The organism is Dactylosporangium sp. CS-033363 (assembly GCF_050942475.1).
Lineage (GTDB): Bacteria > Actinomycetota > Actinomycetes > Mycobacteriales > Micromonosporaceae > Dactylosporangium.
Genome location: NZ_CP192032.1, coordinates 6,865,526 through 6,877,285, shown reverse-complemented (window position 1 = coordinate 6,877,285; position 11,760 = coordinate 6,865,526). Strand labels below are relative to the sequence as shown.

Annotated in this window: 15 protein-coding genes and 1 pseudogene; 7 read left to right on the top strand and 9 right to left on the bottom strand. The window is 72.5% G+C overall.

What is annotated here, in order from left to right; translation table 11 throughout:
• Positions 1-6: 6 nt before the first annotated feature.
• Positions 7-669 (bottom strand): LysR substrate-binding domain-containing protein, encoded by a 663-nt coding sequence (locus ACQPZ4_RS31830; protein WP_433043623.1) that lies wholly within the window; start codon positions 667-669, stop codon positions 7-9.
• Between the two features lie 24 nt (positions 670-693).
• Between ACQPZ4_RS31830 and ACQPZ4_RS31825 the strand changes: the two genes are divergently transcribed.
• Entirely contained in the window at positions 694-1,059 is a 366-nt protein-coding gene (locus tag ACQPZ4_RS31825) for a DUF5997 family protein (protein ID WP_433043620.1), read from the top strand.
• Here ACQPZ4_RS31825 and ACQPZ4_RS31820 read toward each other — a convergent pair.
• A complete protein-coding gene (locus ACQPZ4_RS31820; RefSeq protein ID WP_433043617.1) occupies positions 1,025-1,474 on the bottom strand; it encodes an SRPBCC family protein in 450 nt (149 codons plus the stop codon). The two genes, ACQPZ4_RS31825 and ACQPZ4_RS31820, sit on opposite strands and share 35 nt — an antisense overlap.
• Positions 1,475-1,525: 51 nt before the next feature.
• Here ACQPZ4_RS31820 and ACQPZ4_RS31815 point away from each other — a divergent pair, with 51 nt between their 5' ends.
• Both ACQPZ4_RS31815 and ACQPZ4_RS31810 read left to right on the top strand, forming a co-directional pair.
• On the top strand, positions 1,526-2,029 hold the full coding sequence (locus ACQPZ4_RS31815; RefSeq protein ID WP_433043614.1) for a MarR family winged helix-turn-helix transcriptional regulator: 504 nt from the start codon (positions 1,526-1,528) through the stop codon (positions 2,027-2,029).
• A 191-nt stretch (positions 2,030-2,220) separates the two neighbouring features.
• The gene (locus ACQPZ4_RS31810; RefSeq protein ID WP_433043612.1) at positions 2,221-2,415 is read left to right on the top strand and encodes a hypothetical protein; all 195 of its coding nucleotides are present in this window, start codon (positions 2,221-2,223) and stop codon (positions 2,413-2,415) included.
• Between the two features lie 75 nt (positions 2,416-2,490).
• Here the strand turns inward: ACQPZ4_RS31810 and ACQPZ4_RS31805 are convergent, their stop codons facing one another.
• From ACQPZ4_RS31805 to ACQPZ4_RS31795, 3 genes are all read right to left on the bottom strand, one after another.
• Positions 2,491-2,961 (bottom strand): hypothetical protein, encoded by a 471-nt coding sequence (locus ACQPZ4_RS31805; RefSeq protein WP_433043609.1) that lies wholly within the window; start codon positions 2,959-2,961, stop codon positions 2,491-2,493.
• A 15-nt stretch (positions 2,962-2,976) separates the two neighbouring features.
• Positions 2,977-3,300, bottom strand: coding sequence for a hypothetical protein (locus ACQPZ4_RS31800; protein ID WP_433043606.1), 324 nt, complete (start codon positions 3,298-3,300; stop codon positions 2,977-2,979).
• Positions 3,301-3,463: 163 nt separating this feature from the next.
• Complete coding sequence (locus ACQPZ4_RS31795) at positions 3,464-4,054, bottom strand: hypothetical protein (protein WP_433043604.1); 591 nt, start codon at positions 4,052-4,054, stop codon at positions 3,464-3,466.
• Positions 4,055-4,145: 91 nt separating this feature from the next.
• Between ACQPZ4_RS31795 and ACQPZ4_RS31790 the strand changes: the two genes are divergently transcribed.
• Positions 4,146-4,793, top strand: coding sequence for a class I SAM-dependent methyltransferase (locus ACQPZ4_RS31790; protein ID WP_433043601.1), 648 nt, complete (start codon positions 4,146-4,148; stop codon positions 4,791-4,793).
• 191 nt (positions 4,794-4,984) lie between these two features.
• On the opposite strand, the gene ACQPZ4_RS31785 is transcribed toward ACQPZ4_RS31790, so the two are convergent.
• A complete protein-coding gene (locus ACQPZ4_RS31785; protein WP_433043599.1) occupies positions 4,985-5,704 on the bottom strand; it encodes an SDR family NAD(P)-dependent oxidoreductase in 720 nt (239 codons plus the stop codon).
• Between the two features lie 64 nt (positions 5,705-5,768).
• On the opposite strand from ACQPZ4_RS31785, the gene ACQPZ4_RS31780 reads away from it, so the two are divergent.
• A complete protein-coding gene (locus ACQPZ4_RS31780) occupies positions 5,769-6,764 on the top strand; it encodes a helix-turn-helix transcriptional regulator (RefSeq protein ID WP_433043596.1) in 996 nt (331 codons plus the stop codon).
• Between the two features lie 83 nt (positions 6,765-6,847).
• Here ACQPZ4_RS31780 and ACQPZ4_RS31775 read toward each other — a convergent pair whose 3' ends face one another.
• Positions 6,848-8,011 carry an iron-containing alcohol dehydrogenase gene (locus ACQPZ4_RS31775; protein ID WP_433043593.1) on the bottom strand — a complete coding sequence of 388 codons (1,164 nt, stop codon included), beginning with the start codon at positions 8,009-8,011 and terminating at the stop codon, positions 6,848-6,850.
• Positions 8,012-8,149: 138 nt separating this feature from the next.
• Here ACQPZ4_RS31775 and ACQPZ4_RS31770 point away from each other — a divergent pair, with 138 nt between their 5' ends.
• Entirely contained in the window at positions 8,150-9,346 is a 1,197-nt protein-coding gene (locus tag ACQPZ4_RS31770; RefSeq protein ID WP_433043590.1) for a lipase, read from the top strand.
• Here the strand turns inward: ACQPZ4_RS31770 and ACQPZ4_RS31765 are convergent.
• Positions 9,330-9,776: a CGNR zinc finger domain-containing protein gene (locus ACQPZ4_RS31765; RefSeq protein ID WP_433066734.1), complete on the bottom strand. Its 447-nt coding sequence runs from the start codon at positions 9,774-9,776 to the stop codon at positions 9,330-9,332. The genes ACQPZ4_RS31770 and ACQPZ4_RS31765 overlap by 17 nt on opposite strands.
• A gap of 138 nt (positions 9,777-9,914) precedes the next feature.
• Between ACQPZ4_RS31765 and ACQPZ4_RS31760 the strand changes: the two are divergent.
• Positions 9,915-10,829: pseudogene (locus tag ACQPZ4_RS31760) on the top strand (EamA family transporter); the annotation flags it as partial.
• 6 nt (positions 10,830-10,835) lie between these two features.
• Here ACQPZ4_RS31760 and ACQPZ4_RS31755 read toward each other — a convergent pair.
• Positions 10,836-11,714: a dioxygenase gene (locus ACQPZ4_RS31755; RefSeq protein WP_433043587.1), complete on the bottom strand. Its 879-nt coding sequence runs from the start codon at positions 11,712-11,714 to the stop codon at positions 10,836-10,838.
• Positions 11,715-11,760 lie beyond the last annotated feature (46 nt).

Genomic DNA, 11,760 nt, shown 5'->3' with positions numbered 1-11,760 from the left:
CTCAGCTCACCGGGGCCGGCGGGCTTTGCTCGCCGGCCCCTTCTTCTTTTCCTGCTTCTTTTCCTGCTTCTTTTCCTGTTTCGGTTCCTGGCCTCGCGTGCTGTTGGCGGTTCGGCCGCGGACGATCCCGATCATTTCTTCCACCAGGTCGGTGTGGCCGTCGATCGGCCACGCCAGGGCGACCTGCGAGGCGGGGGCGTCCGTGATCGGCTTGTACTTGACGTCGCGGCGGTGGTAGAGCCGCGCGAGGGACTGGGGGGCGACGAGCAGTCCGACCTCGGCCGCCACCCATTCGATGGCCTGCTCGGTGGTCTCGGGCCGGTCTCCGGCCGGTGGCTGGTCCCACTCCAGGACGTCGTCGAGCGGGCGGAGCAGGGGCTCGCCGAGGTCGAGCAGTTCGGCCATCGTGAGCTCGTCCGCGGCGTGCAGGGCGTGGTCGCGGTGGGCGAGGACGACGGACTGCTCGGAGTACAACGGGATGGCGTGGTGCTTGGCCTTGTCGACCGGCAGCCGCAGGAGCGCGGCGTCGCCGTCCCGGCCGAGTGCGGGCTCGGCCTCGGCCGCCGTGACCTGGACGAGTTCGAGCGGGGTGGCCGGGCGCCGCTCCGCCCAGGTGTGCCGCCAGCGGTCGATCACGATGCCGGGCACGACGAGCAGGCGGAAGGTCACGGGCGTCCACGCTACCCTTGCTCGGTGAGTCAGGCGAAGAAGACCCAGCTGATGAAGTCCGCGACCGCCGCGCAGAAGCTCGACGTGTTCCTGCCGGCGACCCCGCGGGAGTTCCAGGAGCGGCTGGTGTCCCGCGACGAGCTCGACGAGCTGCAGCGCAACCCGCCGGAGTGGCTGGTCGAGCTGCGCCGCGACGGGCCGCACCCGCGCAACGTGGTGGCCGCGCGCCTGCGGGTGTCCAACAGCGGCCTGGCCCGCGGCGGCGTGACCGAGGCCCTGACCACGGCCCAGATCGCCGAGCTCAACGCCGACCCGCCGGAGTGGCTGATCCGCGAGCGAGAGTCGTTCGCCGAGGTCAGGCGCGAGCAGCGCCGTCTCGCCGACCGCTGAGCGCCTGCCGCAGCCGTTCCGCGTCGCCGGTCAGGTTGCGGCGCAGGAGCGGGGCGGCCAGGCGTTGCAGGCCGTGCAGGGTCACGGTGAGCTCCAGCGTGACCAGCGCGCCGCCGTCCTCCAGCCGGGTGACCGTGCGCGACCCGTGCGCGTCGGCGCCCTCGGTGGTCCGCCAGGCAAACGACTGCCGCGGTACGACCCGGGTGACCACGCCCAGGTTGCGATAGGTGCTGCCCGCGAGGCGCATGACCTCGTCCGTCACCGTGCCCTCGGCGGCCGGCCCGGCGGGCGCCGGCACCATCTTCGTCACCCCGCGTCGCCAGGCGGGGTCGTTGGCGTAGTCGGCCACGTAGTCCCACACCTCGGCGGCCGGTCGGTCGACATATGTCTGCGCGCTGAACGCGTAAGTAGTCATGCGTCGAATAATACTGCGTCGAACTATCTTGCCTCGAATAGTATTGTCGGCATGACGACGCCGGACGACCTCCCGGACGACGTGGACCGGATCATCGCGCAGTGGCAGCGCGAGCGGCCCGACCTGGACCTGGCCGCGATGGCCACGCTCGGTCGCCTGGGCCGGCTGTTCGGGCTGCTCGGCCGGGCCGTGGACGCCACCTTCGCCGAGCACGACCTGCAGCGCGGCGAGTACGACGTGCTGGCGGCCTTGCGGCGGGCGGGTGCGCCGTACGCGCTGACCCCCTCGGCGCTCGCGGACACGCTGATGCTCTCCCGCGCGGGGATGACCAACCGGCTCGATCGGCTGGAGACCGCGGGGCTGATCGAGCGGCAGGCGAACCGCGCGGACCGGCGCAGCCTGCGCGTGGCGCTCACGCCGCCGGGCCTCGCCCTGGTCGATGCGGTCACCACCGAGCATGTCGCGAACGAGTCGCGGCTGTTGTCGGCGCTGTCCGCGCAGGAACGCGCAACGCTGGACGACATCGCGCGGAAACTGCTGCACAGTCTCGGCTGATCGCTGCTGCGCATCATTGGCTGACCGCCGCTGCGCGTCATCGGCTGATCGCTGCTGCGCGTCATCGGCTGACCGCCGCTGCGCGTCATTGGCTGATCGCTGCTGCGCGTCATCGGCTGATCGAGCGATGTCTTCCGGTTGCCCGGGGCTGGCGTCGGCATGCGTGATGATGCTCGATCGCGATCTGGGAAATGGTGCCGGAACGCGCGGTGGCGCGGTACCGGTTCGATCTCGACCTGACCGGCGTGGAATCGCTCGCCGTGCCCGCGACGACGGCCGGGGTCGTCGTGGCCGCGGCCGGTCTTGGGCGCGGCTGTGCACGATTTCGTCGCGGTGATGTCGCGCCGGCCCGTTGCGCGCGGTTGCTCACGTTTCCGTCGCGGTGATGTCGCGCCGGCCTTTGCGCGCGATTGCTCAGGCTTCCGTCGCGGTGGCGTTGCGCTGGGCTTTCGCGCGGTTGCTCAGGCTTCCATCGCGGCGTTGAAGTCTGATGTCGCGCCGGCCTTGCGCAGGGTGTGGATGCCGTCGTCGCGGAGCAGCCGCAGGCCGTCCTCGGCGCGGGCGTTCTGCAGCGCCCAGTGGATCGCGAAGCCGAGCACCGGCAGCAGCGCGACGCCGAGCAGCGTGAGCGCCACCGCCTGAGCCGGCGTCCGGGCGGCCAGCGCGGGCAGGAACAGCACCGGGATGAGCGCGACCGGTCCGCCGGCGGCGATGTGCCAGCCAAGGCGCCGCCGGCGCAATCCGTCCGGGCCGACGATCGAGTAACGCACGAGCCGACTGCACTCCGGGCATGCCATGCCGGCCACGGTGCGGCCCGCCACGGGGCGGTCGGCCGGGATCGGATGCAGGGCGTAGGTGTTCCAGGACCCGCCGGTCGTCTCCCCGGACCCCGTTCGATGGGCGAGCTGCCGCAGGGGCGCATCTATCGCCATCGAACTACGATACGGTCAGCAGCCCGGATAGAACATGGACAGCACGGACAGCAATGCGAGCACGGCCCACCCCGCGCGCAGTCCCGCCCAGTACGCCGGCGGCGGTTTGACCAGGTAGGACACCCCGAACGCGAGCCCGAGCAGGACGAGCTGCGCGATGCCGTACGTCAGGATGAGCGCCGTGAGCAGCTCGAACCGGCCGCTGGGGTCCAGCGACGACCCGCAGCCGAGGCCGTCGCCTTTCGCGCGCAGCACAACGAACGCGGCGGCGTCGGCGATGAGATTCCCGACGATGGCGACCGCGACGCCGAGCCCGGACTGGAGGATGCGAGGCGACATCGCGCCCGATCTTAGGGGATGATCGTCGGCGCATGCGCCCGCAGCCCTCCGACGCGGCGGGGCCGCCCTCTTGAGGGCACCTCGCACCCGGCTCCGCGGCGATGGGTGCCACCCTGTTCGCGTGGTCAGCGCCGGTCCGGTCGACGGCGCCGCCAGCGGGTGCTCAGGGCGTGAGCTGGTCGTGGATCAGCGTGGTGAGCGCGGCCTGGTCGACGGCCCCGCGATCGCCGACGACGACCAGTGCGCGCACGCCGTTGTCGCCCGGACTGCTCAAAGCGATCACCGCGACCGGCTCGGTGTAGTGCTTGCACGAGTTCGTGCACTCGTAGTACGGCTGCGTGAACAGTGTCGCCTCGCCCAGTGGCGTCGGTGCGGTCGTGGTCGTGCGGCCGGCCGGGATGTCGGCGCTGGTGCGGTACACACCGTGGCGGCCGTTGCCCGGAGACCCGTTGTCGCTCGTTGCGCACTGCGGCAAGAACGCGGTGAGCGACACGATGCGGTTGGCGCCGAGCACGATGCGACCGCTCATCGCCGGGCAGCCGGTGCTGTTCGCATCGTTCATGATGAGCCGCTGGCCGTTGTCCAAGTGAACATGAAACGCCACCGGCCCGTCGATCGGCGCCACGGACGCGGACGCCACCGGCTCGACGGTGTCGGTCCGCTGGGGGTCGATGATCACATCGCGGTCGCACCCGCCGGCCGCGAGCACGGCCGCGGCGGCGAGCGTCAGGGAAATGGCTCTGCGTGACAACATGCCTCCTCCGACGGCCGGGTCCCGGGGCGCGTTCCGGGCTGTCGGCTACTTGCCTTGCGTTCATAGCAAGACGTACGTACGGTTTGCAAGCATGGAGACGGATCGACGCGCGGTCGCCCGCGCCCTGGCCGGCGACGGCACCACGACGGCCTGGTTCGAGGAGCTGTACGCCGAGGCGGAGGCGGGCCGCGCGATCGTGCCCTGGGCCGACCTGGAACCCAACCCGCTGCTGACCGCCTGGGCGGATCGCGCGCACCCGACCGGCCCGGGCCGCGCGGTGATCGTCGGCTGCGGCTACGGCGACGACGCCGAGTTCATCGCGCGGCTCGGCTTCACCGTCACCGCCTTCGACATCTCACCGACCGCGATCAACCGGGCCCGGCGGCGCTTCCCGGCCTCGTCGGTCACCTACGTGGCGGCCGACCTGCTGGACCTGCCGCCGGACTGGCGGGGCGGGTTCGATCTCGTCATCGAGGTGTACACCGTGCAGGTCCTCCAAGGCCCCGCCCGCCCCACCGCGATCGCGCAGGTCGCCTCGCTCGTCGCCCCGGGCGGCACCCTGCTGGTCCTGGCCCGCGCGCGCACGGACGGCGACACCCCTGGCCGCATGCCCTGGCCCCTGGACCGCCCCGAGATCGAGGCGTTCGCGACCGGCCCGCTGCACACCGTCTCGGCGGCCATCGTGCTCGACGGCGAGGACCCGCCGGTACCCCGCTGGGTGGCCGAATACGCGCACTGACGGCACGACGTCCACGGCCGGCATCGCGACCGGGTCGACGCCGAGGTGCCGACGTCGGCCGGCGCGGTCAATTCGGCACCGGCCACATCGAATCGCGACGCGTTGTGCACGAACGCGCGGTGTCGCGCATTCGGCGGTGCGACGGGCGCCGGCCGGTCGAGGCGTGTGGGTGTGCGAATGCGCGGTGTCGCTCACACCGCGGCGCGGCCGCCGTCGACCGGGAGGGTCGCGCCGTGCACGAAGGAGGCGTTGTCGCTCACCAGGTACGCGATGGCGGCGGCGATCTCGTCCGGGTCGGCCGGGCGGCCCGCCGGGGCCTGGGCGGCGAGCTGGTCCAGCATGCCGCCGAACTGGCTCGTGCCGGCGGTGCGGGTCGGGCCGGGGCTGACGGCGTTGACGCGGACGCCGGCCGGGCCGAACTCCGCCGCCCAGGCCATGGTGAGCAGGCCCAGGGCGGCCTTGCCGGCGCCGTACAGGCCCATGGCGGGCACGCCGAACCCCGCCACCATGCTCAGCACGTTCACGATCGCGCCGCGGCCGCGGGTGGCCATCGCCGGGGCCAGGGCGGCCACGAGCAGGTACGGCGCGCGCACGTTCACGGCGTGCGCGGCGTCGATGTCGGCGACGGTCGTCTGCGGGGTGGGGCCGCCGATCGGGTACAGGCTCGCGTTGTTGACGAGCACGTCGACGTCGCCGGCGCGCTTGGCCAGGTCGCGGACCGCTTCCGGGTCGGCGAGATCGGCCGGCGCGAACGTCGCCGTGCCGCCCGCGGCCTTGATCGCGGCGAGTACCTCCTCGCCGCGCTCGGGGTCGCGGCCGTGCACGACGACGTGGGCGCCGTCGGCGGCGAGGCGGATGGCGGTGGCGCGGCCGATGCCGCTCGTGGCTCCGGTGATCAGTGCAGTGGTCATGTGAGCGAGGCTAGGAGCGATATCGGACAGGATCCGCCCGGTTTTCCTGCTTGAATGAGCACCTGTGACGCGACCCACCGCCCGCGTGCTCGCCCTGCTCGAGGTCCTCCAGCGCGGCGGCACCCGCACCGCCGCCGAGCTCGCCGGCCTGCTCGGGGTGGACGAGCGCACCATCCGCCGGTACGTCGAGCATCTCGTCGACCTCGAAGTGCCCGTCCGCACGGTGCGGGGGCGCCACGGGGGCTTCCGGCTCGCGCCCGGGTATCGCATGCCGCCGCTGATGCTGACCGGCGAGGAGGCCCTGGCCGTGCTGCTCGGCCTGCTGGCGAGCCGCCGCTCCGGCCTGACCGCCGCCCCGGCCGCCGCCACGGAGAGCGCCGCGGCCAAGGTGCGCCGGGTGCTCCCACGCCCGATCGGCGAACGCCTCGACGCCGTGCTGTCCACACTGGACTTCACGGCCCCGGCCCGGACCGCGGCCACCCCGGAGACCGGCGTGCTGCTGACCCTGGCCGAGGCCGCCCGTGACCGCCACCCCGTCGAGCTCACCTACGCCGGCCGCAACACCCCGGCCGGGAACGGAGGCGGCGAGCTGGGTGCCGGACCGGGCGTCCGCACGACGGTTCGAACGGTGCATCCCTACGGCATCGTTGCCCATTCCGGCCGCTGGTACCTCACCGCCGCCGACGCCGCTCACGGCGAAGTGCGCACGTTCCGCCTCGACCGAATCCGATCGGTGACCGCGCTGCCGGGGACCTTCACGGCCCCGGCGGACTTCGACCCGGCGGCGGAGGTGCTGTCCGGGATCGCGCACGCCCCGTACCGGCATGCCGTTTCGGTGGTCTTCGCGGCCACGGCCGACGAGGTGCGGCGCCGGCTGCGCGTCGCGGTCGTCGAAGAGCTCACAGGTGGTCAGGTTCGCGCGTCGTTTCGCGCAGCTTCGCTCGACTGGGTGCCGGGCGCGCTCGCCGCGGTGAACCGGCCGTTCGCGATCGAATCGCCGGAGGCCCTCCGTGTGGAAGTGCGCGCCCTCGCCGCCCGGCTGAGCGAATACAGCGGCTGAAGGTGAGCGAATACAGCGAATACAGCGGCTGAAGGTGAGCGAATACAGCGAACACAGCGGCTGAAGGTGAGCGAATACGGCCGTCAGAGCGCGGCGGTGAACACTTCGCGCAGTTGCGCAGTGCTCAGCGCGACCGGATTGCCGCGCATGCTGCTCGCGCCCGCCGCCTTGGCCGCCACCTCGTCCGCATGCGCGGCGGACAGCCCGAAAGCGCCAAGACCGCGCACGCCCAACTGCGCGACCGTCTCGCGCAGCCACGACACCAGGTCCGCGACCGTCGCCTCCGGGCGGCCGGTGAGCAAACGTGCAGCCGACGCGTACCGTTCGAGCACGACGGAACCAGCACCGGAACCAGCACCGGAACCAGCACCGGAACCAGCAGCGGCGGCGGCGCCGGGCTCCGTTGCCGCGCGGATGTTCAGCTCCACCACCGGAACGAGCAGCGCCGCGCACGCCACCCCGTGCGGAACGTCCACCATCCCGCCCACCACGCCGGCGAAGCCGTGCACCGCGCCCAGTTTCGCGTTCGCCAGCGACATGCCGCCCAGCAGGCTGCACAGCGCCATGTCCGTTCGCGCGGCCACGTTCGCGCCATCCGTGTACGCCGCGCGCAGTGCACGTCCCGCCCGCCGCAGACCCTCCGAAGCGAGCGCGTCGGTCACCGGGTTCGCGAACGACGACACGAACGGCTCCAGGCACTGTGTCAACGCGTCCAGCCCGCTCGACGCGGTCACCGCCGGCGGGCACCCGAGCGTCAGCAACGGGTCCACCAGCGCCACCCGGGGCAGCAGCGACGGACCGCGCAGGCTCGCCTTCAACCCCGCCGACGGCACGGACAGCACCGCGTTCGCCGTCACCTCCGCCCCGGTTCCGGCCGTCGTCGGCACCGCCACGAACGGCGCGCTCGGCTGCGCGAACGGCAACCCGCGGCCCACGACCTCCAGGTGGTCCAGCGGATCGGTCCCGTTGCCGAGCAGCGCCGCCACGGCCTTCCCGAGGTCGAGCACGCTCCCGCCGCCGATCGCCACCACCGCGTCCGCGCGATGTGCGCGCGCCGCGGTGACCGCGAGCCGGGCCGCCTCCACGGTCGGTTCATCTGTCACGGGATGCACGAGTCGCGCGCCCGGCAGCAGGCCGATCAGCGCGGCGTGGCGTGCGGGCTGCCCACCGGTACACACGAAGGGACGCGCGCCCAGGGCACCCACCACGTCCGGCAGCTCAGCCGCGCGGCCCGCGCCGAACAGCACGCGCGTGGCGGTGGCGAAAGCGAACGAGGGGACCGGCGACATGCACACCATCGTGCAACATCGGTAGGGCTCACCCCACCACGGGGACTGCTGGCCGCAGGATCGAAGGAGGTCGCTGCCGCCAATAGCGTCATGGGCATGCGAATGCTGAAGCACACCATGGTTCTCGGGCTCGTGGCGGCGACCACCGCGGTCGCCGTCGCGCAGCCGGCACAGGGCGGGGACGACGGGCGCGGACAGGTCGTGGCGGTGCAGCCGCTGCGCACGCTGGACGCCGCCGCGGTGCGTGCCACGCTCACGAACGCGCAGTTCGCGCCGGGCGATGTCCGGTTCGGGGTGGACGCCTTCCAGATGGTGTACCGCACGATCGACGCGCGCAGGAATCGCACGATCGCCAGCGGTCTGGTGGTGCTGCCGCGCAACGACGAGCGGCAGTTGCGCGCGGTCTCGTACGCGCACGGGACCGAACTGAACCGGACGGACGCCCCGTCCATGTGGCGCGACGAGTGGGCCGTCGCGCCCGCGCTCGCCTACGCCGCGGCCGGGTTCGCCGCCGTGGCGCCCGACTATCTGGGCATGGGCCTCGGCCCCGGCCCGCACCCGTACCTCGACGTGACCACCGAGGCCACCGCCTCCCTCGACCTCCTGCGCGCCGCGCGCACGTTCGCGCAGGACCAGCACAAAACGCTCAAGCGCGAGGTGTACGTCACCGGCTTCTCCCAGGGCGCCAGCGCCGCGACCGCGCTGGGCGGAGCGCTCGAACGCGGCGCCGACGACTGGTTCCGGCTCGGTGCCCTGGCGCCGATCTCGGGGGCGTTCGACTTCCGCGGCCACGAGCTGCCGGCCCTGCTCGGCGGCACCGTCCCGCCCCCGTACAACGTCGGCTACCTCGGCTACCTGGTGGTCGCGTGGAACCGGCTGCACGGGCTGTACCAGCGGCCGGAGGAGTTCTTCGCCGCGCCGTACGCCGGCAAGGTCGAGACCCTCTACGACGGCGTGCACGGCGGCGAGGACCTGGCGGCGACCCTGCCCGCCTCGCCGCAGGACCTGTTCACCGCGCACGGCCTCGACGTCCTGCGGCACCCGAGCGGACCGTTCGCGCAGGCGCTGGCCGAGCACGACGCGTCCTGCGACGGCCTGCGCGCACCGGTGAAACTGTTCGTGGACCGGGCCGACGAGCAGGTCCCGGCCGCGAGCAGCGACTACTGCGCCGCCCGCGCCCGCAGCGCCGCGGTCGCCGACCTCGGCACCCACCCGTGGGAGGCGTCGCCGCACCTGGGCACGAACGTGACCGGCACGGCGGCGGCGATCTCCTGGTTCAAGAAGCTGAACTAGCCTTGCGGGCCCGGTAGGCGGCCACGTTCTGCCGGTTCCCGCACCCCGATTCGCAGAACCGCCGGGACCGGTTCTTCGAGAGATCCACCAGCACGTCGGAGCAGTCCGAAGCCGCGCACACGCGCAGCCGGTCGAGCCCCTGGAGCCGGATCACGTCGACCATCGCCATCGCGAACTCGACCATGAGCCGGACGTCCAGGGGCTCCTCCGCGTCCGTGGCGTGCAGGTGGTACTCCCACTCGTCGTGCCGCACGAGCTGCGGCAACGCCCGCCCCTCGCGCAGCATCGCGTTCACGAGCTCGACGGCCTCGTCCTCGCTCGCGCCCCACAGCGCGCGCAGCCGTGGCCGCAGCGCCCGTACGGCGTCGAGTTCTGCCTGGTCGTGGCGGCGCGAACCGGTGTAGCGCTCGCGCTCGACGAACGCGTCCAGCGCCGCGACGTCGGGCAGCAGCTCGCCGTCGTCGGCGGAGTCGGTGTTGACGAGCGCGGCGGTCGCGATGAGCGTCGCCTCGGTGTCATGAGCAAAAATCTTCTTGACTCCTTACGATCGTCAATCTAGGTTACTGACATGAGCATAACGCGGTTTGCCCATGACGGCCGGGGTGCGGCCGGGCTCGGCCTGGCGGTGCTGGGATCGGCCATGTTCGGTACGTCGGGCACGTTCGCCGACGCGCTGATGGCCACCGGCTGGACGCCGGGCGCCCTGGTCACGTTCCGGATCGCGATCGCCGCTGCGGTGCTCACCCCGTTCGCGCTGTGGTCGCTGCGGGGGCGCTTCGGGCTGCTGAAGGCCGCGCTGGGGGAGGTGCTCGCCTTCGGGCTGGTCGCCGTGGCCGGGTGCCAGCTGTTCTTTTTCAACGCCGTCAAGCGACTGGACATCGGGGTCGCGCTGCTGCTGGAGTACGGCGGAATCCTTTTGGTAGTTGCCTGGGTCTGGCTTCGCCACGGGCAGCGACCCCGGCGGCTCACGGTCTTCGGCGGCATCGCCGCCCTGGGCGGGCTCGTGCTGGTCCTGAACCCGGCGGGCGGCGGCCTCGACCCCCTCGGCGTGATGTGGGGTTTCCTGGCCGGCACCGGTTTGGCCGTGTACTTCGTGATGGCCTCCAGCAGCCGCAGCGCCCTCCCGCCGATCGTGCTGGCCTGGGCGGGCATGATCGTGGGGGCGCTCGGGCTGGCGGCCTTCGACGTGACCGGCCTGCTGCCCTGGCACACGAGCACGGCCGGCGTGACGCTGCTGGACCGCTCGATGCCGTGGTATGTGCCGATCGCCGGGCTGGCCATCATCGCCGCCGCCCTGGCCTATGCGACCAGCATCGCGGCGACCCGGCTGCTGGGGGCCAAGGTGTCCTCGTTCGTCGGGCTGCTCGAGGTGCTCTTCGCAGTGCTGTTCGCGTGGATCGGGCTGGGTCAGCGGCCGGGCGCCTGGCAGCTGGCCGGCGGGCTCGTGGTGCTGGTGGGCATCGCCCTGGTGCGGGCCGATGAGTCCCAGTCACCCGCTTCCGACGCTGCTTCCCTCGGGGCGCACGACGATCGGGAAGTCGACGCGGCGGAAGGGATTGGGCATCTGGTACCGCTCGGCCAGGGCGATGTCGTCGGTCGTTTCGAAGACCCGGACCAGGCTCTCCTTGACCCCGAACACGGCGTCGGAGTCGAGGTAGGGCGAGCCGTCGACGAACAGATGCGTGGTGAGGGTGCGCACGCCGGGCGCTGAGACCTCGACGTGGATGTGGGCCGCGCGGTACGGGTGCCGCGCGGTCGCCCCCAGCAGCTCCCCGACCGGCCCGTCGGTCGGGATCGGATAGAAGCGCGGCACGATCGTGCGGAACCAGAAGCGCCCGTCGCCGTCCGCGGTGAACAGGCCCCGAAGATTCTGCTGCGGTACCGTCTGCGGCCGCTGCACGTCGTAGAAGCCGTCGGCGTCGGCCTGCCACACGTCGATGCGCGCCCCGGCCACCGGCCGCCCGCCGGTGTCCACCACGCTCCCGGTCACCAGGCACGGCTCGCCGTCCGCGACGACGGCGATCGACTCCCCGAGCGCCCGCGGCGGCGACGCGACCAGGTGGAACGGACCCTCCACGGTGGACTCGGTGCTGCCGCCGACCGACCGGTTGCCGATCGTCTCGACGAGCATGGACACCCCGAGCACGTCGGAGAGCAGGATGAACTCCTGCCGCGTGGCGTCGCAGTGCTGCCCGGTCTCGGTGAGGAAGCGGATGCCGGCCGCCCACTCCTCGCCGGTCAGCCCGACGTCCTTGACGAACGCGTGGGCGTGGCGGACCAGGGCCGTGAGGATCTCGCGCAGCCGCGGGTCGGGCGTCGCGGCAAAGCTCGCGGCGACGGCGTCGGCCGAATGTTCCTCGTCGAACATGGCGGAAGCCTACTCCCGTCCGGCATATCGCGGCCGTCCCTGGCCC

What these genes read in the sequence shown, in the direction of transcription:
- ACQPZ4_RS31820 (WP_433043617.1), bottom strand. Translation starts at nt 1,474, where the DNA reads ATGACTACTTACGCGTTCAGCGCGCAGACATATGTCGACCGACCGGCC.
- ACQPZ4_RS31815 (WP_433043614.1), top strand. Translation starts at nt 1,526, where the DNA reads ATGACGACGCCGGACGACCTCCCGGACGACGTGGACCGGATCATCGCG.
- ACQPZ4_RS31810 (WP_433043612.1), top strand. Translation starts at nt 2,221, where the DNA reads ATGGTGCCGGAACGCGCGGTGGCGCGGTACCGGTTCGATCTCGACCTG.
- ACQPZ4_RS31805 (WP_433043609.1), bottom strand. Translation starts at nt 2,961, where the DNA reads ATGGCGATAGATGCGCCCCTGCGGCAGCTCGCCCATCGAACGGGGTCC.
- ACQPZ4_RS31800 (WP_433043606.1), bottom strand. Translation starts at nt 3,300, where the DNA reads ATGTCGCCTCGCATCCTCCAGTCCGGGCTCGGCGTCGCGGTCGCCATC.
- ACQPZ4_RS31795 (WP_433043604.1), bottom strand. Translation starts at nt 4,054, where the DNA reads ATGTTGTCACGCAGAGCCATTTCCCTGACGCTCGCCGCCGCGGCCGTG.
- ACQPZ4_RS31790 (WP_433043601.1), top strand. Translation starts at nt 4,146, where the DNA reads ATGGAGACGGATCGACGCGCGGTCGCCCGCGCCCTGGCCGGCGACGGC.
- ACQPZ4_RS31785 (WP_433043599.1), bottom strand. Translation starts at nt 5,704, where the DNA reads ATGACCACTGCACTGATCACCGGAGCCACGAGCGGCATCGGCCGCGCC.
- ACQPZ4_RS31770 (WP_433043590.1), top strand. Translation starts at nt 8,150, where the DNA reads ATGCGAATGCTGAAGCACACCATGGTTCTCGGGCTCGTGGCGGCGACC.
- ACQPZ4_RS31755 (WP_433043587.1), bottom strand. Translation starts at nt 11,714, where the DNA reads ATGTTCGACGAGGAACATTCGGCCGACGCCGTCGCCGCGAGCTTTGCC.